A 20,589-nucleotide genomic window follows, 5' to 3' on the forward strand; every position below is an offset into this window, starting at 1 on the left:
TAGTGTGATAGGATGAACAATTCTTTAAATGCAAAAACGACTTTAAACATTGACGGGAAGTCATACAACTATTTTAGCCTAAGTAGTGCTAGTGAATTTTTAGGAATAGATGTGACTAAATTGCCTTGCTCACTTAAGGTTCTGCTTGAAAGTTTATTGCGCAATGAAGATGGAGTAAACGTAAAGCTAGATGACATAAGAGTACTAGCAGACTGCGTTAATAAACACACTAATCACGAAATTAGCTATAAACCAGCAAGGGTGTTGATGCAAGATTTTACAGGGGTTCCTGCTGTTGTTGATCTAGCTTCAATGCGGGACTATGTTAAGAAAAATGGAGGAAACCCAAGCAATATAAATCCGTCTGTACCGGTTGATCTTGTGATTGACCATTCTGTTCAAGTAGATAGTTATGGAAGTGTTTCCGCATTCAGTAAGAATGTTGAGTTAGAAGTAAAAAGAAATTTGGAGAGATATCAATTTTTAAAGTGGGGAGAATCGTCCTTCACAAATTTTAGAGTAGTGCCGCCTGGCACAGGGATTTGCCACCAAGTGAACCTTGAATATTTAGCGCAAGTTGTGTGTAATAATGATGGACTCATATATCCTGATACTTTAGTTGGTACTGACAGCCATACTACAATGGTTAACGGGTTATCAGTTCTTGGTTGGGGTGTTGGAGGCATAGAAGCTGAGTCTGTGATGCTTGGTCAACCAATTAGTATGGTGATTCCAGAAGTAGTTGGATTTAAATTAATTGGCAGACTGCCGGAAGGAGTAACTGCGACTGATTTAGTGCTGACGGTTACCAATATCCTAAGAACAAAAGGCGTTGTTGGTAAGTTTGTAGAATTTTATGGTGATGGTTTAGATTATTTATCTTTGGCAGATAGAGCCACTATAGCAAACATGGCCCCAGAGTATGGTGCAACTTGTGGGTTTTTTCCAATTGATCAGAAAACACTCGATTATTTACATTTAACAGGGCGACCAGAAAAGCTGATTAAGTTAGTTGAGGCTTATGCGAAAGAGCAAGGATTGTGGCGTGGCAATAATGAGTTAGCATTTTTTGACGCACTAGAACTTGATTTATCGAGCGTGAAGCCAGTAATGGCTGGTCCTAAAAGACCACAAGATAAGGTTTTTCTTTCACAAGTGGCAGAGTCTTTTTCTAAATCATTTTCAGTTAATGAGTCAAAGGAAAGCGATAAACTCCAAGATGGAAGTGTAGTTATTGCAGCAATAACAAGCTGCACTAATACTTCAAATCCAAGTGTGATGATTGCTGCAGGTCTTGTAGCTCGTAATGCAATTAAACTTGGATTAAAATCAAAGCCTTGGGTTAAAACTTCTCTTGCTCCAGGGTCACAAGTTGTAACAGAATATTTAGAAAAGTCTGGATTGCAGGTAGATCTAAATGCTTTGGGTTTTAATCTAGTTGGATATGGTTGCACAACTTGCATTGGGAATTCTGGTCCACTTAATAAAGATATAGAAGATGGCATTAAAAACAAAAACTTAACCGTTGCTGCAGTTTTATCTGGCAATCGTAACTTTGAAGGAAGAATTCATCCGTTAGTCAAAGCTAATTACTTGGCATCTCCGCCACTTGTTGTTGCATATGCACTTGCTGGTACTGTGCAAATTGATCTGACAAAAGATTCAATATGCAAAGATAAGAATGGAAATGATGTCTATCTCAAAGATATATGGCCAACAAACAATGAAATCGAAGATTGTGTTAAAAGTGTGGTAACACGTGAGATGTTTATACAAAAGTATAAGGATGTTTTTTCTGGTGATGAACATTGGCGGAAGATAAAGTGTGAAAAAAGTGAAATCTATAATTGGGATGCAAACAGTACTTACATACAAAATCCGCCTTATTTTGATAACTTATCACCTAAAAATAATAAAATCGATATAAAGGGTGCACAAATATTAGCAATGTTTGGCGATAGCATAACTACTGATCATATTTCCCCTGCGGGAAATATTGCCTCGAGTAGTCCTGCCGGTCTATATTTAAAAGGGCTTGGAATTGAACCACGGGATTTCAATTCATACGGGTCTCGCCGTGGTAATCACAATGTAATGATGCGTGGGACTTTTGCTAACATTAGAATAAAAAATGAAATGGTTAGCACCGAAGGTGGATATACAAAATATATTCCTTCTCAAGAAACTATGCCAATTTTTGATGCGGCGATGCGCTACAAGGAAGCTCTCATCATTGTGGCAGGAAAGGAGTATGGCACAGGTTCAAGTAGGGATTGGGCAGCAAAGGGTACTTTATTGTTGGGGATTAAAGTTGTAATTGCAGAAAGCTTTGAGCGTATACATAGGTCCAACTTAGTTGGTATGGGTGTTCTTCCACTTATATTCCAAAATGGAATAACCAGAAAGATATTTGATGGTAGTAAGGTAATAAGCATAAAAGGTGAAATAGTGCCAGGTGGAAATCTAGAATGTATCATCAAAGGAAAGGATAATTCTGAACAATCAATTCAACTCAAATGCTGTGTACAAACCGCAACTGAGACTAAATACTTGATGTGTGGTGGAGTGTTGAGCTACATACTTGCACAATCTTTTTGATTTAGTGAAGTTATTGCATGGACTTCTTTTAGCCAGCCCTGATCCCTTTGTAAATAGCAATTTGCTCTGCGCAAAGTTATGATATAATTTCACCATACATATGGTGTCGGAGTATTTTTTGGAGATAATTATATATGATAAGCTCTATACAAGAACCTAATGAACTCAGAAAACGTTTACAAGGATTTTATCGTACTGATGAAAAGAGTTATATACGTTATCTTGTAGAAAAAGCAGAGCTTTCGGCTGATTCAAAAAATAGAATTTATAATATTGCAAAACAAGTTATTGAAAAAATCAAACACAATAAATTAAGTATTGTAGATTCCTTTATGCAGCAATACTCGCTTTCCAATGATGAAGGAATAGCATTGATGTGCCTTGCTGAATCACTACTTAGAATACCAGATGATTATACAATAGACGAAATAATCAAAGATAAAATTGCCAATCAGGAATGGAATAAATATTTAGGGCACTCTTCTTCGTTGTTTGTCAATGCTTCCACATGGAGCTTGATGATAGGTAGCAGTATATTGAGAGATAATGAAGGCGATTCGAAGTTCTATTACGCAATTTCTAAGTTACTTAAGAATTTAGGAGAACCGATCATTCGCAAAGCAGTAAAACAAGCAATGTCTATGCTTGGTAATCATTTTGTTGTTGGAGAAACCATAGAAGAAGCTTTAAGGTATGCAAAACTAGATGACAATAGTAAGTTTTTATACTCTTTTGATATGCTTGGCGAAACTGCTCACACAGCTGAAGATGCAGAAGAGTATTTTAATTCATACATGCACTCAATAAAAGCTATAGGTGAATCTACTGAAATAAATGATTGTTTTAAATCGCATGGAGTTTCAATCAAATTGTCTGCGTTACATCCACGTTATGAATTTGGTCAATTCGATAATATAGCTGAAGAGTTGAGAGCTAAACTGCTAGAACTTTGTCATGAAGCAAAAAAATACAACATTTCATTATGCATAGATGCAGAAGAAACAGAAAGGCTTGAAATGTCCTTAATCTTGTTTGAACAATTACGGCTTGATGAATCACTTTCTGAGTGGGAAGGGCTTGGCTTGGCTGTGCAAGCATATCAAAAGCGCGCTTTATCTGTTCTTGACTTTGTTGAAGATGTTGCTATCCGATCAAAGCACAAAATTATGGTGAGGCTTGTAAAAGGTGCATATTGGGATTCAGAAATCAAGCGTACGCAAGAATTGGGATTAAATGATTACTCAGTATTTACAAGAAAAAGCTATACTGACGTATCTTACTTCGTGTGCGCACAGAAACTTTTGAGTAAACCAAACAGCTTTTACCCATGCTTTGGAACTCATAACGTCTATACTTTTGCTTCTATCATGGAACTTGCTGATAAAAACCACCCTGGATTTGAATTTCAACGCTTACATGGAATGGCAAAAGACTTATATGATTATGCAATGTCAGAGCTTGCAACAAATGTTAGCTGTCGTGTCTACGCACCCGTTGGGGAACATAGTGACTTGTTGCCTTATCTTATAAGACGCCTTCTTGAAAATGGAGCTAATAGTTCGTTTGTTAATCAAATAAGTGATCCTAACGTTAAAATCGATGAGTTAATTTCAGATCCACTGGAAAAAGCTATAAATTTTAATTATGAACCTCATCCAGGCATTCCATTACCACAAGATATTTTGGGACCAGAAAGAAAAAATTCCTTGGGGATGGATATTAGTGATTCTGTGATAGTCTCACAATTTGCAGATGATATAAAGGGTTTTAGTGAAAAAAAGTGGCAAATTGGACCAATAATTGATGGAAAAGCACTATTTGATAATGCTGAATTTATCGAAGTAGTGAATCCTGCACATTTGGAAAATGTAATTGGAGAAGTGTCAAGTGCAACAAGCGATCAAGCTTTAAACGCTCTTGAAATAGCACACAGTGCTTTTGCTAAGTGGCAGAATGTTTCAGCAGAAGAGCGCGCTAAATGCCTTGAAAAAGCTGCAGATTTGCTTGAGGAAAGGATGAAAGAGTTAATTTACATTCTGATTGTGGAAGCAGGAAAAATTTTATCCGATGCAATAGCAGAAGTAAGAGAGGCAATCGACTTTCTGCGTTATTATGCAATGATAGCAAAAAATGAACTGAGCGACTGGAAAAAATTGCCGGGCCCAACAGGTGAAGATAACTTCATCTTTTTTGAAGGCAGAGGAGTTTTCTTATGCATATCACCGTGGAATTTTCCGCTCGCTATCTTCATTGGGCAGGTCTCAGCTGCACTTGCAGCAGGTAATGCAGTGCTGGCAAAACCGGCAGAGCAAACGCCGATTATTGCCTACGAAGCTGTTAAGATACTACATGAAGCTGGGATACCAAAGAATGTGTTACACCTCATTCCTGGGGATGGTGGATATTTAGGCAAAATATTAGTTCCAGACAATAGAATTGCCGGAGTAGCTTTTACTGGCTCAACACAAACTGCTCAAATAATCAATAAAATGCTTGCAAATAGGGATGGTCCTATTGTGCCACTTATTGCTGAAACAGGAGGGCTCAATGCTATGATAGTTGATAGCTCTGCTCTTTTAGAGCAAGTGGCTATGGATGCTTTGCTTTCTGCGTTTCGTAGCAGTGGTCAACGCTGTTCTGCACTTAGAGTGCTGTTTATTCAAGAGGACATAGCAGAGAAGCAGATAAAAATGATATGCGGTGCAGCGCAAGAACTCAAGATTGGTGACCCAATACAACTTAGTACTGATATTGGTCCAATAATTGACAAAGCATCTATCGATATGCTAACTCAACATACGCAAAAAATGTCAGAGGACGAAGATTCAAATCTGTTATTTAAAGTACCCATGGATACAAATTCTCATAATGGTTATTTCTTTCCTCCATATATTTATGAGATACAAAAAATTTCGCAATTAAAGCAAGAAGTATTTGGTCCTATTTTACATATCATACGTTTTAACAAGTCACAATTAAATGAAGTTATAAGTGATATAAATAGTACTGGATATGGGCTTACGTTTTCTTTGCAGAGTCGTATACAAAGTCAAATTGACACTATAAGTAAAAAAATATCAGTTGGAAATGTCTACATCAACCGTAACCAGATAGGTGCAGCAGTTGGGATACAACCATTTGGTGGTAGAGGACTATCTGGCACTGGGCCAAAAGCTGGTGGTCCTCATTATTTACAGCGTTTTTCTACAGAAAAAGTTGTAAGTGTTAACACTACAGCATTTGGTGGTAACACTACACTTATGTGTTTGGATTAATTTGCGGGCCCTAATTTTTCTTACCCCTAAACTAGACGTTCGTGCAGTTATGTACACAGCGCTAAAACCCGAAAAGGACCAGCTCATGCACTGAAATAAATCGTATCCGTTCAGCCAATGGCGTCAACTTAAGAACTTTCATTAGCAAACTCTCCTAAAGACATGATGGCGTTTAGGCTTATCTACTTTATTGCGGCTGTCCCGGTCGGATTTTAACTTTAGCGCGTATACTTAAAAAGGGCTTGAAAGTTTTTTGGCGCAATAAGTACCTGATAGAGTTTCTGTCTCATTACACTAAATAAAACTGAAAAATTTAAACGATACTCAGTAATTTGATCTGGGTTCCAAGGCCCTTGTGCATCACATATATGAAGCGATAATATATTGCACATGACCAAGTTTGCCCAAAATTCTTGTAATACAGCCTCTCCAGAAAAATTCTCTAACTCTGCTCCTACTTTGAGTCGTTTATAGCACTTCTCTATGTGCCACCTTAACACATAAGCTTTGCTCCAAAGTCTCGGTCAAAAACTCTGTTTCTCAGTTGGCTAATGTCAGCACTATAACTCTTACTTTCTGTCCTTTCATTTTATTTTTTAGCTTTTCATTTTCTAATATAAAATCAAAATCTAATTCGCCAGCGTTCCCATAGCTTACTATAATTTCTTTTTTGCAAGAGAAAAATAAAATCTACTTCCAAATTATAATGCTGCTGAATGAATTTTACTGAAGACGATCATAGATAAATAATAATTTCTCTTGATTTAATAAACGCATTTGAGTGATAACTTCGGGTAATTGCTCTGCCGCCAACGTTTGTTCACCTATATTCCAAGCTGCAAGACGAGCACTGCAAATCAGCGAAGTACACAAATCAACAAACAAATTGCCAATGGTGCCTGTTGTTCCATTTGGTTCAAACTCGGATACAATTTCCCCAGAGCTGGGTAATCTCATACCAGAACCATCTGCTGCAATAAGTCTATAGCCTCTCCAACTCAGGTTCATCCTGATAGGCTGTTTGGATGCTTAAATTCTTGAAAGCCTGTATGGCAAATCTTATATCTTGCTTTAGAAAAAGCTTGCTTTGAGGGTACATGTCAATGGCTCCATAAGTTCACATTCTATTCCCAAACTTTTTTTAACTAACTTTAAAATCATAGAAAATACTGTCGAAAAAGGAAGTTTTCTTGTTCGTGTAAAACTCAACACAATGGATTTTCTGAAAAGTTTTCGAGTATATTATATTTTTAATTTGTAGAATAAGGTTTTTTCCTTTTTGCATATTTCACCTAAAAAGGACACATTTTAGACTTCTTTGTTGAAATAAAACAGAAACAAAAGTGCTGTCCCTTGCACTCTTTGGATAATTTAATGATAAAAAATTTGGAGAGAAATTTTATACACAATCTCTGACATTTTTCCTTAAGTTGACGCCATTGTGTGAACGGTTACGGTTTCCCGTCTTCACCATGCTATATAGAAAAAAGTCTGGATTCCAATTTGCATGACAATATGGAGTATCTGCTTCTTTCATCCCAGTGGGATCTTTTATTCCATTTTATCAACAGTTTGTTTTGCAGTATCAAACAATTTTAATCCTATAATCCCGAATGTAACTAAAATAAAGCATATTACTTCGAATAAATTAACTGGTTCATCAAATAGGTAAACTCCAAGTATCGAAGCTCCTATAGCGCCCACTCCAGTCCAAATTGCATAGCATACTCCGATAGGTATAGAACGTGTAGCGAGCGAAAGTAAATATGTACTAAGAGCCATGGAGAGTATGCTAATTATTGATGGTACGAGATGAGTAAATCCATAACTATGCTTAAGTGTTATGACCCAGAACACTTCAATTAGTGACGATAAGAGTAAATATATCCAATTCATGCATAAATTTTTAGGTTTAAATAGAGAGCTTTAGCCCTATGCTTCCTATTACAATTAAAACGATACATAAAACTTGAGATAAATTAATATTCTCTGTGAAAGTGGTTGCACCAATTATAGTTATTCCAATTGTGCATATTCCAGAGGAAACTGCATAGCATACCCTAATAGGTAGAAAGCATGCTGCAAGAGATAAAAAGTAAATGCTAATGATCATAATTACCAATGTTGCAATCGAAGGCACAACTTTAGTAAAACTGTTACTAAACTTTAGCGTTACAGCCCACAGTATCTCTAGGATACTAGACAGCAACAAATACAACCAGCACATTTTCGTAACATTTCAATCTTGTATTGTAACAGAAATTGTTAGTTAAAACTACACTAAAGTGCAATAGATCTCTCTTTCGGAATTGCTTTAATATCAAACTTAAAACAACATCCTAAAAAACTTTTCTACGAAATTCAATTCCTGCACGTCATTTGCTGCATAAAGTGGTGTAGTTTGTTGCTCAATACCTGGTATTTCTACAAAAACTTTGCCCACTTCTTGACCTTTTTTAATGGGTGCAGGTATCATATCTTTATATTCAATACGCACCTTAATTTGGTCATGCAATTTGCGGTTGTAAGTTATGGTAACATCGTTTGCAACTGTAATAGGCACTTTTCTATCTTTTCCATAGAGAACATTTACTTCCTCAACTACGCTGTCTTTAACGAATATTTTCTTAGTGTTAAAATGATTTAAGGAGTATTGTATCAATCTTTTTGCTTCTTCTATTCGCTCTTTCTCAGTGTTTAAACCATTTACGACAGCAAAAATTCTCCTATCATTTCGTTTTGCAGATGCTACAATGCCGTAACCACCAGCATTTGTATAACCGGTTTTTAAGCCATCAACCCCAATATCGTGAAAAAGTAGAAGATTTTTATTCTTTTGTACAATTTCATTATATGTCAAATATTGTTCGGAAAATAAATCATAATATTCAGGAAAATCGGTGAAAATCCTTTTTGCCAGCATTACCAAGTCTTTTGCGTTCATAAAATGATCTTCATCTGGCCACCCGCTTGAGTTGACAAAATGACTGTCATTCAGATTCAAATTTTGTGCAACTTCATTCATTTCAGCCACAAAATTCTCTTCTGATCCTGCAATGCCCTCGGCTAGTGTTATGCAGGCATCATTGCCTGAGACTATTGTAATTCCTTCAAGTAATTCCCTCACCGTAACGGATTGACCTTCTTTCAAAAACATAGAAGAGCCTCTCCTTTCCCACGCTTTTCTACTTACTCGAAATTTATCCTCCATGTGTATTATTCCAGCTTTTAGATAATCGAAGGCTATATATAAAGTCATTAGCTTGCTCATTGAAGATGGGGCCATTTTTTCATCAGAATTATGGTCAAAAATGAATGAGTCTGAAGCTAAATCTAAGACTACTGCTTGCTTTGCTTTGGTTCTAAACTGGTATGAGTATGAAGAAAAAGGAAGTATAAAAACTAATAGCAAAATTACCAATCTGCTTAACATATCTATAATTTTAAATTTATAGTGTACTAATTAATAGTATAATTTTACAGGGGCATTTCAATAGATCTCTTGCATAAAAATTCCTTGACAAACCTCGCCAGCCCCCTTATCATGAAACTGAAGCTATTTATTTATCTTCTCTGTACAGATTAAATGACAAAAAAACTCACGTATCTGGCGTCTCATGTTTAATTTTTTGCACTATGTGCACCTTATGTCTTTATAAAATTTCTAGGTTTTTACCTAATATAAGCTAAAATGCGCTTATAAAGCATTTAAAACATAAAAAAACGCCAACTTAAAAAATGGATAGTGAATAACTAGCTACCCTAGGGTTTCTTTTGCCTTTTTTTCTGTTTAGTAAATTTCTTAAACATTTATGACTAAAGGTTAGTTGCATTAAAAAGCAGCTAAATCGCGGTTATTAAGCGTTTAGAATAAAAAAACGCCATACTTGAAAGTATAATGTAAGTAATTAGCCAACCACGGGGCTTCTTTTGCCTTTTTTTTCGTTTGGTAAATTTCTTAAATATTTATAGCTAAACGACAACCGTCATCCCGCTACGTGTTAGCGGGATCTATGTTAAGGTATGGCGGTTAAATAAGGGATCTATGTTAAGAGATACCGTGAATGAATCGCGGTATGACGGTTCGTGACGGTATGACGGTTCGCGGTGACATGACGATAACCTCGTCATCCCGCTACGTGTTAGCGGGATCTATGTTAAGGTATGGCGGTTAAATAAGGGATCTATGTTAAGAGATACCGCGAATGAATCGCGGTATGACGGTTCGTGACGGTATGACGGTTCGCGGCGGGATTCCAGTGTCTGGGCACTGGGATGACAGGAAAAGGGGCTACTTGGATTACAGCAGATCACCTCTTCACAAAGATTTTATCAGTAATACGCATATCAATAATACTCCAATCGCTGAAAGTAAAATCAGTTGTATTGTGTAAGTGGTTTAAATAGTCCCATGCACTATAAGGGTTATCTTCAGGCAGTTTTACTGTGGAATCGTTATCAAGTATGATATTCCATCTTCTATTCCCTATATAAGCAAAAGAAGAAATGTGGTCACTTAATTGAGTTTTACTCTCTAACACATCTTTAACAAATTCTAGGTTTGATAATGAGTTTTGTCCTGTAATTACAACAAGATCATCTACTAGATAGTCATCTACGATCACTTTACCTTCAAAATCAATTACCGAGGTTTTGTTATTATCTTTCCAGAGAGCAAACGGTTTATGCTCATCTATATTAATGTGTAGAGTATTGGGCAAAATTCTGTGAACTCTTACGTGTTTTATCCATCTGCTTACGGATTGTATGTTACCGGCAAGTTTTGAAAGTGATATATACAGGATAGGTTGCGTTCTATCTGTCAAACTTAGAATATCCTTTTTGTTTGTAAATTTATTGCCGCTCACGACTACTTCGTCGATTGAAAATCCACTACTGAGTAATAAACTAGATAGGCAGTCATTGTACCAAGTAAAGTAGTAATTAAATCGATTTATTATTTTATCAAGTGAGCTGTAAAGTATTAGCGTAAGAAAAAGTGCTGTGATAACAACCAAGGCACACTTACGCAAAAAACTCCTTTGGCTTCTAGTAATACTGCTCAACATGACTTAAATCCCTAATATTTTTGTGCTGCAAACTATCTTCAATAATAATTTTAACTAATTCATTAAAATTGATTCCTTTTGCCAATTTTGCAATTTCTGGCACTAACGATAACTCAGTAAAGCCAGGATGTGTATTAATCTCAAGCATTTTTAAAGTGTTATTTTTGGGATTATAACGGAAATCTGAGCGGGAAATAGTTTTGCATCCTAAAAATTGATGTATTTTCAGTGCGTGTTCCAAGGTCATTTTATATATATTGTCAGGAATTTTAGCAGGAAATATATGTTCTGCAAATCCATCTGTATACTTTGCTTCATAATCATAGAATTTATTTTTTGGTCGTACTTCTATAGTGCCAATTGCTTCATCCAGCAATACAGCAGTATGTAACTCTATGCCCGGTATGTATTCTTCTACGATCATCTTTTCCATTATAGTAGAACTATTATTTTTCAGTTCTAAGTAATCCTCGTGCGAGAAAATTATGTACACTCCAATACTTGAACCTTCATTAATTGGTTTTAAGACGTACGGATAATCGATTTTAATATTATTTTTTAGTACATCTTCTCGGCTAATTACATAACCTTTTGGAGTGTCGATATTAAGGGATCGAAATATATGCTTTGACATCACTTTATTTATAGCAACGGCAGAAGCCATAACTCCTGAGTGTGTATATTTTATACCTAAGATTTCCAATAAACCTTGAATGCAGCCATCTTCACCATAAGGTCCATGCAGAGCGATAAAAGCAAGGCCCGGATTAATTTTTTTAAGCTTTTCAGCAATATTGCTGTCAACATCTATTTCTATTGCATTATATGAAAGGCTATCGAGCGCCTTCTTCACTGCTTTTCCGCTCATAAGCGATATTTCTCTCTCACAAGAAAATCCACCACTTAAAATTGCTATAGTTGGAATCATAAGCATTCTATGTTTTGCTATATAGCATACATAATGGTTACATTAAGCTTATTAAATACCTACTTTGGCTAACTATAAACTTTCTTCAAGCACTTTTTTTATCCACTTCAAATAGCGTGCTCTGCAACGGTAGTGGCGTGTTTGCTGCACCTTTATACTGTTCACAGATAAGCTTTTCTAAATCCTCAGCAGATTGTTCTTTTGCTTCTTCTTTTTTCACTACTCCACTAGTTACTAAATCAATTAAGGCTGTAGTGTGTATTATCATTCGATTATTTAGCTCAAATATCTTTTTTGTATCAAGTGAAGAGTTTCTAATTAAGGCAGATAGTGCATGCATATATTTGTCTATATCAGAAAGACTTTTGCTTATATCATAGTTGCTCACTAACATATATTCCTTCAAACGCTCAATTTCTTCTGGAGTAAACTTGTAAACTTCATCAAGTTTCCTTATTAAAGATATAGTAAGTATTCTACTTAGAACTCTCAATTCTCTAATAAATTGTACTCCTTCTCCTTCAGGATAAGACATTTCTTCTTTTTTATATTTCTTAAATAATTCTTGATCATAAGACTTTCTGAGATCTGACGTCATTGCCAATGCTAACTCTTTTGAACCTAGCTTAAAAACTTCGTTGAAGCTGCTTGCGTTGGCATCTTGTGCACTGCCTGCAGTAATTCCACAACTCCAAGAAATCTTTTCAAACAAGCTATGATACTCTTTTATCATCTCTTCCAGCAATATTTTAATATCATCTTCGGTTAACTCTACTGTTGATAATAGATCACATGCTTTTTCAAGATTACCGTCCGCTTGAAAAAGTAACCCTTCAATCTTTTTAATGGTTTCTCTTTTATTTATACTCATAACTTACCCCCAAGATTTAATGCTAACAGCTAGTTTTATAATCAAATATTTCAAAAGTCAATAAGCCTTTTTCCTTAATCCTTAAATTAATCGATACTAATTTATCAGCATAACAACTTAGATAACGCAACTATTTTCAGCAACCAAAAACAACAACCCTGAAATACAAAAAGTTTCTTTTCCTTCAGTAGCATTATTCTAAATTTTCATCAAAATAAGCTGTTTTATCCTTTTTTTCCTTATACTCTTCTGCAGTATAGAGGGGTTGCTTTTTAGCTGTGATATTTGGCCACTTTTGTGAGTATTCTACATTTATATCGTAAAATAACTTGAAAGTTTTTTGTTCGCTGCTCAGCAACTCTTCATCTAGTTCTAAAATATCTTTTATGGAATCATCAGTTACAATTGCATCTACTGGACACTCAGGTATGCACACTCCGCAATCAATACATTCATCTGGGTTAATCACGAGCATGTTTTTGCCTTCATAGAAGCAGTCAACGGGACATACTTCCACGCAGTCTGTATATTTACATTTTATGCATTTATCTGTAACAAAATGCGTCATAAAACACTGTATATTTGCATTATCTTGGGTACACTAAATTGATAAGAAATTCAAGCTTTTTATGAAGATAAATAAATTGAACAACAAAGAATTAGAAGTATGGTTAAGCCTGGCTAGAACCATAGGACCAATAAAGTTTTTTAGTATACTAAGAACACACGGATCGCTAGATGAGGTGCTAAAATATCTCAATAGGGTGGCTAATGATAAGGTGTATGGCATTCAAGATGCACGAGAAGAAATCAATAATGCAGAAAGAATTGGAGCTAAAATTATACCCGCATGTGACCCAGATTACCCTGATCTTTTAAGAAATATCCCTAGTTGTCCTCCTGTAATAACTGCGCTTGGTGATATATCATTATTAAGCCGTGAGATAATTGCAATAATCGGTGGGCGTAACTCTTCAATGAATGGAAGAAATTTTGCCAATAAGTTGGCACTTGATTTAAGCGAAGCTGGTTTTATTATCGTTTCTGGACTTGCAAGAGGAATTGATACTGCAGCAAACAGTGTAATATACAAAAATCATCCCACTATTGCTGTTACAGCAAGCGGAATTGATGTGGTGTATCCAAAAGAGAATTTTGATCTATACAAAAAAATCACTGGGAACGGTGGGTTAGTAATTACTGAGCTTCCATTTGCTACTAAACCAAAGCCTCAGTATTTTCCTCAAAGGAATCGAATTATATCTGGCCTATCGCTAGGTGTTGCAGTGATTGAAGCATCGAAACGTTCTGGCTCTCTAATAACAGCAGATTTTGCTTTAAATCAAGGGAGAGAGGTGTTTGCAGTTTCTGGTTTCCCTTTAGATTCACGCTGTAGTGGTAGTAATTATTTAATTAAAAACGGTGCTAAGCTTATCGAATCCGCTGATGACATAATAGAGAGTATTAGGTTTAGTTTACCTCCGCAGCAAAAAAACCTATTTGATGTTGAGCACCATTTTGTTAACCAAAAACAAGAAAAATTACAACAGGCAAAATCTGTTATAGTTGATCATATTAACTCTGTACCTGTTGATATAGATGAACTTATATTAGCAAGCGGACTTTCTACCAACATAGCTCTAATGTCTCTTTTAGAACTAGAGTTGGAAAACAAAATAGAGCGTTCACCGGGGAATAAAATATCGTTAATTTTCTAGATTACTTTAGCTATACTAGATGCTCGTACAGACATATGCTTGACACTGAAATGATGCCATTTGTTATAGGATTCTTAGTTGCTGATTTTAGAATTGATAAGAGAAAACTTTTTTTCAACTTGTTGTATAATTTTATAAAAGTGATCGAAATCTAAGCTTGCACTGCCAATTAAAACTCCTGATAAATTTGAGATACTGAGCAAATTTTCTATATTTTCTGAACTGACTGAACCACCATATATAATGTGTTTTTTACTAGTACACAATTTTATTACCTCTATCACCTTAGCAATTGCATCATTATTTGGCACATGACCTGTGCCTATTGCCCATATTGGCTCATATGCTACGGTATATTCACCGTGTGTTGGCAAACGGTTTTTGCATTGATATTCTATTACTTCTTTTGTTTTTTCATTCTTATAATCTTCTGAATTTTCACCCACACAGATAATTGGGTGTAAGCCTGATTCTATTGCTATTTCCGACTTAAGTTTTATTTCACTATCTTTTTCATTAGCCCTTTCAGAATGCCCAAGTATTACGTAAGTACACCCTAGTTCTTTTAACATTTCTGCACTAATTTCACCTGTGTAAGAACCGAACTTTTTATGATGGCAATTCTGTGCTCCTATATTAATATTATTGTTCAACTCTATACTGCTTGGAAATGACGTAAAAGGAGGGCAAATCACTAGCTTAGAGGTAATTTCGTTGCTCTTGTTGTTAAGTTTGCCTATAAAGTCAACAAATGAAGAACGCATTCCATTCATTTTCCAATTTGCTACTATTAAAAAGGACATCAACTTTACTTATATGGGCGAGAGTGCCGGCTGTCGGACTTGAACTGACAACCTACTGATTACAAGTCAGTTGCTCTACCAATTGAGCTAAGCCGGCGTTAAACACATTAATAATATACAATTATCAATGAATTTTCGTCAACTAATTTTTAAAATACTGTATAATGAAAATAATATAAAAAAATTTTTACTGAAGCCAAAAAAGAGTCTAGGGCAAAATTTTATTTTATCGAGTGAGATAACAAAAAAAATCGTCGCTTTAGCTGGTAGTCTGGAAAATTTTAATGTCATTGAAATTGGTCCTGGATATGGTGCATTAACAAGAGAAATATTGGTGCATAATCCAAAGTCTCTACTTTCTATAGAAAAAGATAGAGATTTAGTAAAACACCATGACCAACTGCTAAATGAGCATCAAGGAAAGTATAGAATTATAGAAGCGGATGCACTGCATATTATAGAAGAAGAGCTGATAGAGCACCCAGTTAAAGTTATTGCTAACTTGCCTTACAATATCTCGGTAGCGTTATTTTTAAAGTGGTTAGATAGTATAAAATTTTTTACGAGTTTGACATTAATGTTTCAAAAAGAGGTAGCAGATCGCATTACAGCAAGACCCAATTCTAAAGATTATGGTCCTCTATCAGTGCTAAGCCAGTTACTATGCGATATAAAAAAGGAATTTGATATTGAACCTAAAGAGTTTTTTCCAAGACCAAAAATACATTCTTCAGTAATTACAGTAAATCCTTTGCCTACCCCAAAGTTTGTAGTAAACTTGGAAACCTTAATAAAATTAATACGTGCTGTTTTTGCTCAAAGAAGAAAGATGCTGAGAAATAGCTTGCAAAATATAACGAACCACGCTGAAACTGTCCTTGAAAACGCTAAATTGAGTGGAAATGAACGTCCAGAAAACTTAACTATTGAGCAGTTCTGTTTGCTGGCAAATAATGTAGAATGCTTATTGTGCAATAAAATGTATTAGCAACTATATAGCTTTTCTATCTCCTAAAAACAGTTAGAGCTATACAATTAAAGGCTCCTAGCTAATTTTGCCTATTGCAATTTAATTAATTGGCGTATAAGCTTTAAATAAAGCCTATGAAAAAAATGGAAGCTTGTTATTCGTTTGACGATATACTTCTTTTGCCAGCCTATTCTAATATATTGCCTTGCGATGCAGATACAAAAACTTATTTAACAAATAGTATAGAACTAAATATCCCTCTCATATCCTCTGCAATGGATACTGTTACTGAATCGGGCTTTGCAATAGCTATTGCCCAACATGGAGGGATAGGTTGCATACATAAGAATTTATCAATAGATGAACAAGTTTTAGAAGTGAGAAGGGTGAAAAAATATGAAAGTTGGATCGTGTATAACCCAATTACGATTTCACCGGATAAAACAGTTGCGGAAGCAATTTCATTAATGAGAGAGCACAATTATTCTGGCATTCCTGTAGTCGATCAACGCAAGTTAGCTGGAATTTTAACTAACCGAGATGTGAGATTTATTGAAGACCAGAACATGAATGTAAAAGTTTCCGAAGTGATGACAAAAGATAAGTTAGTGACAGTGCGGGAGCAGGGAGTGAATAGTGCCTCAGCAATGAAATTGTTGCATGAAAATAGAATAGAAAAGCTTTTGGTCGTAGATGAAAATTCTTGTTGTATAGGTTTAATTACGGTTAAAGACATTGAAAAATACAATAGATACCCAAATTCATGTAAAGACAGTAAAGGGCGTCTCAGAGTTGCCGCTGCAATTGGCACTGGTAAAAAAGATGGTATAGACAGATGTGAAGCTTTGATCGGAGAAGAAGTTGATGTAGTTGTTGTGGATACTGCTCACGGTCATTCCGAAAACGTTATCAATACCATTAGGGAAATAAAAAAGATGTATCCTAATACGCAATTAATTGGCGGAAACATTGCAACAAAGGAGGCTGCTGAAGCGTTGATTGATGCGGGTGTTGATGCAGTGAAGGTTGGAATAGGACCAGGATCAATCTGTACAACCAGAATAGTTACAGGTGTTGGTGTGCCACAATTCTCTGCAATCAAGAATGTTGCAGAGGCGTGTAGAGCAAGAAACGTCAGACTAATTGCTGATGGTGGGGTAAAATACTCAGGAGATGTTGCAAAAGCTATTGCAGCTGGTGCTGACTCTGTGATGATTGGTTCGATTTTTGCTGGCACTGACGAAAGCCCAGGTGAGATTATTATGTATAAGGGCAGAGCATATAAAGGCTATCGAGGAATGGGATCTATTAGTGCAATGAAACGAGGTTCAGCTAGCCGTTATTTTCAAGATAAAGATTCAAAACTCAAATTAGTTCCACAAGGAGTGGAAGGAAGAGTTCCATTCAAAGGTCCAGCTTCAGGAGTAATCCATCAATTGATTGGCGGATTGCAAGCTGCAATGGGGTATACTGGTAATAGGAATATAGAAGAGATGAAAAAAAATTGTAAATTTGTTACTATTACTGCATCAGGATTAAGAGAGAGTCACGCTCATGATATAGTCATTACACAAGAAGCTCCAAATTATGCTTATCAAACGTCCAATTTGTCAACCGATTCGGAGTAGTCCAGAAAAAGTAGAGAGAAAGTTAAAACGTTTTTGGAGTAAAATAAAACGTTTTTTCAAAATATGACAAATAGAAGAGAATATACAGCAGAATTCAAATTAGAAGCTGTTAAGCTGGTTAAAGAAACAGGTCAAGCAAGTACAAAAATAGCAAAAGATCTAGGTATAGATGGCAGTATGTTAAGTAAGAAAATATAATGGAAAAATGTCTGTAGCATACGCATTTCCAGGCAAAGGCTCCTTATGACAAAGAAAGATTTGATCTAAAAAAAGAGCTAATAAGAGAAAGAGACATCTTAAAAAAAGCCCTGGGCAAAGAAAAAGAGTAAAGTATTCTTTTATATAGAAATTGCTATAAAACACAGGAACTATGTAGGGTTTTGTACTGGTGGTATGGGTTGCTAAGGAAAAAAGCAGTAAAGAATTAGCAAAAGAAGGGCTTCTAGCAGATATTCAAAAAATACATCAAGCTTCTAAATGCAGATATGGAGCCCCTAAAATTCACGCTGAATTAAAAGCTTTAGGCAAAAATTAAAACAGTACAAAGTGTTATGCAAGAAAATGGCATTAAAGCCAAGTTTAGACGAAGGTTCAAAAATAAAAAACAGCAAATAAGCAACCGAGTTGTGGCTCCGAACACATTGGATCAAAATTTTACTACTGATCAGCCAAATAAAGTTTGGGATTACCTACATAAAAACTAAAGAAGGTTGTTGGCGGCAATAATTGACCTATATTCACGCATGGTGGTTAATGAGTAACATGATAATTAGTTATAGATTCTTTATTGATGGCCGTTGATAAACGCAAACCCGATAAAAATCTGCTGTTACATAGCGATCAAGGGTCACAGTATACCTCTCAAAATTACCAATTTCTATTGAATACAAAAAACATCATTTCCAGCATGAGCCATAAGGGCTGTTGTTACGATAACTCTGTTGCAGAAAAGTTCACTTAAAAGGGAGCTGCTTATTGATACTTCTCGCTCAACAAACCAGAACTGCCATATTTGAATACATAGAAATCTTTTATAACAAATAACGTAGACATTCTACTATTAACTATTGCATTCCTGCACAATTTATTCTCATGATAAAAACGTCTTAACTTTCTCTCTACTTTTTCTGGGTAAGGTCAAATAGAGAATTTTACAAAAATCTATTTTTAACTTACAATCAATTATTACAATTTTAAACCTACAACTTATGTATAACAGACTTATAGTCAAATCTTTTTCAGTATTATGCATCTGTTTATTTGCTTTATACATAACACTGCCAAATTTCTTTGATAATAAGCTTTTTATTTCGAAAAAAAGAATAAACTTAGGCCTTGACCTGAAAGGAGGGGCATCTTTGCTTTTAAACATAGACTTAGACTTCTATTTTAAGGAAAAGCTAAGCATGCTAGCTAACGAAATAAAAGAGACATTGCTAACAAAAAATATTGAATCTAACGTACAAAATAGCGTTATAACTTTAAATAGTATTGATGATTATAAAAAAGCATCTGTGTTGATTAATGCGATAAATCCAAATTTAGAGCTAAATAGAAAAGATTCTTCGATTCTCATTTCGTATAAACCACATTATAAAAATTCTTTGATCAGTGAAGTAGCTGCAGAATCAATAAACAATGTCCAGCGCCGTTTGGACAAACTTGGCACAAAGGAAGTCAGCGTTCAAAAACAAGGGCAGAATAAAATATTAGTGCAGGTGCCTGGAGTAGAAGATACCAAGCAGATAAAATCTCTGCTTGGCAAAACTGCTAAGCTAGCTTTTCATTTGGCAAACACTAACATAGCCAAGGTGCAGGATATAGACCATGAAACCACTGTCATGCTCAAGGATTCTTTAGGTAATTCTTATCCAATATTCCGCAAAACTGAAATAGGTGGTGATTCGCTGGTTAACGCATCAGTTAGATTCGGCAATTTAGGTAAACCGACAGTGCATTTTAAATTTGACAGTATAGCGAGTAAAAGATTCGCGAAAATCACTAAAGAAAATGTAGGAAAGCCTTTTGCAATTGTTCTGGATAACACAGTTTTAACAGTACCTACAATACGTGAGCCAATTTTAAATGGAGAGGGAGAAATTAGCGGTAATTTCACTGAAAAACAAGCAAGCGAACTTGCAATACTTTTAAAATCTGGAGCACTGCCAGCACCACTTAAAATAATTGAAGAAAAAAACATTGGCCCAAGTCTTGGAGAAGAATCAATAAAGGCAGGGGAAATGGCAGCAACAATCTCTATTATAGCCGTGGCTTTATTTATAATCATCACTTACGGCAAATTAGGTGTATTGGCCTCTGTTGCACTTTTTTCTAATGTAGTTCTTATATTATCAATTCTCACTCTGCTTGAAGCAACTCTAACTTTACCTGGAATTGCCGGTATTGCACTTACTGTTGGTATGGCGGTGGATGCAAATGTTTTAATATTTGAGCGAATTCGTGAGGAAATCAAATCTGGCAAGAGAGTGGAACGTGCTATTGAAGAAGGGTTTAAAAACGCTATAAAGACAATACTGGATTCAAATATCACTACATTAATTGCTGCAGGAATAATGTTCATTATTGGCAGTGGAGCAATAAGAGGCTTTTCTGTCACTCTATCAATAGGAATTTTATGTTCGATGTTTTCTGCAATCACAGTCACAAAACTCCTGATAGAGTTGTGTATGAACCCGAAGGAACTAGCGCTTTGAATTAAGGATTTAGAT

15 protein-coding genes, 1 tRNA gene and 2 pseudogenes are annotated in these 20,589 nt (G+C 35.4%); 7 read left to right on the forward strand and 11 right to left on the reverse strand.

The annotated features are described in order from the left end of the window. The first annotated feature begins 12 nt into the window (after positions 1-12). Both acnA and putA read left to right on the forward strand, forming a co-directional pair. A complete protein-coding gene (gene acnA, locus ACQH2O_RS01490) occupies positions 13-2,598 on the forward strand; it encodes an aconitate hydratase AcnA (RefSeq protein WP_425385231.1) in 2,586 nt (861 codons plus the stop codon). Between the two features lie 134 nt (positions 2,599-2,732). After that, positions 2,733-5,873, forward strand: coding sequence for a bifunctional proline dehydrogenase/L-glutamate gamma-semialdehyde dehydrogenase PutA (putA, locus tag ACQH2O_RS01495; protein WP_190321123.1), 3,141 nt, complete (start codon positions 2,733-2,735; stop codon positions 5,871-5,873). A gap of 141 nt (positions 5,874-6,014) precedes the next feature. On the opposite strand, the pseudogene ACQH2O_RS01500 reads toward putA, so the two are convergent. From ACQH2O_RS01500 to ACQH2O_RS01535, 8 genes and pseudogenes are all read right to left on the reverse strand, one after another. Further along, positions 6,015-7,158, reverse strand: a pseudogene (locus tag ACQH2O_RS01500) (transposase). 266 nt (positions 7,159-7,424) lie between these two features. Continuing rightward, on the reverse strand, positions 7,425-7,769 hold the full coding sequence (locus tag ACQH2O_RS01505) for a DMT family transporter (RefSeq protein WP_006279756.1): 345 nt from the start codon (positions 7,767-7,769) through the stop codon (positions 7,425-7,427). A gap of 16 nt (positions 7,770-7,785) precedes the next feature. Next, positions 7,786-8,082 (reverse strand): DMT family transporter, encoded by a 297-nt coding sequence (locus ACQH2O_RS01510; RefSeq protein WP_264711491.1) that lies wholly within the window; start codon positions 8,080-8,082, stop codon positions 7,786-7,788. Between the two features lie 117 nt (positions 8,083-8,199). Next, the gene (locus ACQH2O_RS01515; RefSeq protein ID WP_010082605.1) at positions 8,200-9,306 is read right to left on the reverse strand and encodes a D-alanyl-D-alanine carboxypeptidase family protein; all 1,107 of its coding nucleotides are present in this window, start codon (positions 9,304-9,306) and stop codon (positions 8,200-8,202) included. A gap of 877 nt (positions 9,307-10,183) precedes the next feature. After that, a complete protein-coding gene (locus ACQH2O_RS01520; protein ID WP_010962363.1) occupies positions 10,184-10,942 on the reverse strand; it encodes a cell division protein FtsQ/DivIB in 759 nt (252 codons plus the stop codon). Then, entirely contained in the window at positions 10,923-11,876 is a 954-nt protein-coding gene (locus ACQH2O_RS01525) for a D-alanine--D-alanine ligase (RefSeq protein ID WP_010082603.1), read from the reverse strand. Before ACQH2O_RS01525 ends, ACQH2O_RS01520 begins: the two co-directional genes overlap by 20 nt. A 79-nt stretch (positions 11,877-11,955) precedes the next feature. After that, entirely contained in the window at positions 11,956-12,741 is a 786-nt protein-coding gene (locus ACQH2O_RS01530) for a hypothetical protein (RefSeq protein ID WP_425385232.1), read from the reverse strand. A 193-nt stretch (positions 12,742-12,934) separates the two neighbouring features. Further along, on the reverse strand, positions 12,935-13,309 hold the full coding sequence (locus ACQH2O_RS01535) for a ferredoxin family protein (protein ID WP_010082601.1): 375 nt from the start codon (positions 13,307-13,309) through the stop codon (positions 12,935-12,937). Between the two features lie 61 nt (positions 13,310-13,370). On the opposite strand from ACQH2O_RS01535, the gene dprA reads away from it, so the two are divergent. Then, entirely contained in the window at positions 13,371-14,459 is a 1,089-nt protein-coding gene (dprA, locus tag ACQH2O_RS01540) for a DNA-processing protein DprA (RefSeq protein ID WP_425385233.1), read from the forward strand. Between the two features lie 74 nt (positions 14,460-14,533). On the opposite strand, the gene ACQH2O_RS01545 is transcribed toward dprA, so the two are convergent. Next, positions 14,534-15,262 (reverse strand): triosephosphate isomerase, encoded by a 729-nt coding sequence (locus ACQH2O_RS01545; RefSeq protein WP_015588848.1) that lies wholly within the window; start codon positions 15,260-15,262, stop codon positions 14,534-14,536. A gap of 24 nt (positions 15,263-15,286) precedes the next feature. Beyond that, a tRNA-Thr gene (locus ACQH2O_RS01550) sits at positions 15,287-15,359 on the reverse strand. 78 nt (positions 15,360-15,437) lie between these two features. On the opposite strand from ACQH2O_RS01550, the gene rsmA reads away from it, so the two are divergent. The 3 genes and pseudogenes from rsmA to ACQH2O_RS01565 all read left to right on the forward strand — a co-directional run bounded on the left by rsmA (position 15,438) and on the right by ACQH2O_RS01565 (position 18,904). Further along, positions 15,438-16,250: a 16S rRNA (adenine(1518)-N(6)/adenine(1519)-N(6))-dimethyltransferase RsmA gene (rsmA, locus tag ACQH2O_RS01555; RefSeq protein ID WP_425385376.1), complete on the forward strand. Its 813-nt coding sequence runs from the start codon at positions 15,438-15,440 to the stop codon at positions 16,248-16,250. A 116-nt stretch (positions 16,251-16,366) separates the two neighbouring features. After that, entirely contained in the window at positions 16,367-17,860 is a 1,494-nt protein-coding gene (gene guaB, locus ACQH2O_RS01560; protein WP_425385234.1) for an IMP dehydrogenase, read from the forward strand. Positions 17,861-17,923: 63 nt separating this feature from the next. Further along, positions 17,924-18,904, forward strand: a pseudogene (locus ACQH2O_RS01565) (IS3 family transposase). A gap of 46 nt (positions 18,905-18,950) precedes the next feature. On the opposite strand, the gene ACQH2O_RS01570 reads toward ACQH2O_RS01565, so the two are convergent. Beyond that, a complete protein-coding gene (locus ACQH2O_RS01570; protein ID WP_039964338.1) occupies positions 18,951-19,232 on the reverse strand; it encodes a hypothetical protein in 282 nt (93 codons plus the stop codon). Here ACQH2O_RS01570 and secD point away from each other — a divergent pair. Next, on the forward strand, positions 19,132-20,574 hold the full coding sequence (gene secD / locus ACQH2O_RS01575) for a protein translocase subunit SecD (protein WP_425385003.1): 1,443 nt from the start codon (positions 19,132-19,134) through the stop codon (positions 20,572-20,574). The two genes, ACQH2O_RS01570 and secD, sit on opposite strands and share 101 nt — an antisense overlap. The last annotated feature ends 15 nt before the right edge of the window (positions 20,575-20,589 follow it).

It is taken from the genome of Wolbachia endosymbiont (group B) of Schoenobius gigantella, from assembly GCF_964031005.1.
GTDB lineage: Bacteria > Pseudomonadota > Alphaproteobacteria > Rickettsiales > Anaplasmataceae > Wolbachia > Wolbachia pipientis.

Excerpts from the sequence above, each read along its gene's own strand:
- dprA (WP_425385233.1), top strand. The coding sequence starts at position 13,371 with ATGAAGATAAATAAATTGAACAACAAAGAATTAGAAGTATGGTTAAGC.
- ACQH2O_RS01535 (WP_010082601.1), bottom strand. The coding sequence starts at position 13,309 with ATGACGCATTTTGTTACAGATAAATGCATAAAATGTAAATATACAGAC.
- ACQH2O_RS01505 (WP_006279756.1), bottom strand. The coding sequence starts at position 7,769 with ATGAATTGGATATATTTACTCTTATCGTCACTAATTGAAGTGTTCTGG.
- ACQH2O_RS01515 (WP_010082605.1), bottom strand. The coding sequence starts at position 9,306 with ATGTTAAGCAGATTGGTAATTTTGCTATTAGTTTTTATACTTCCTTTT.
- ACQH2O_RS01545 (WP_015588848.1), bottom strand. The coding sequence starts at position 15,262 with ATGTCCTTTTTAATAGTAGCAAATTGGAAAATGAATGGAATGCGTTCT.
- acnA (WP_425385231.1), top strand. The coding sequence starts at position 13 with ATGAACAATTCTTTAAATGCAAAAACGACTTTAAACATTGACGGGAAG.
- putA (WP_190321123.1), top strand. The coding sequence starts at position 2,733 with ATGATAAGCTCTATACAAGAACCTAATGAACTCAGAAAACGTTTACAA.
- ACQH2O_RS01525 (WP_010082603.1), bottom strand. The coding sequence starts at position 11,876 with ATGCTTATGATTCCAACTATAGCAATTTTAAGTGGTGGATTTTCTTGT.
- guaB (WP_425385234.1), top strand. The coding sequence starts at position 16,367 with ATGAAAAAAATGGAAGCTTGTTATTCGTTTGACGATATACTTCTTTTG.
- ACQH2O_RS01530 (WP_425385232.1), bottom strand. The coding sequence starts at position 12,741 with ATGAGTATAAATAAAAGAGAAACCATTAAAAAGATTGAAGGGTTACTT.
- ACQH2O_RS01570 (WP_039964338.1), bottom strand. The coding sequence starts at position 19,232 with ATGTTTAAAAGCAAAGATGCCCCTCCTTTCAGGTCAAGGCCTAAGTTT.
- ACQH2O_RS01520 (WP_010962363.1), bottom strand. The coding sequence starts at position 10,942 with ATGTTGAGCAGTATTACTAGAAGCCAAAGGAGTTTTTTGCGTAAGTGT.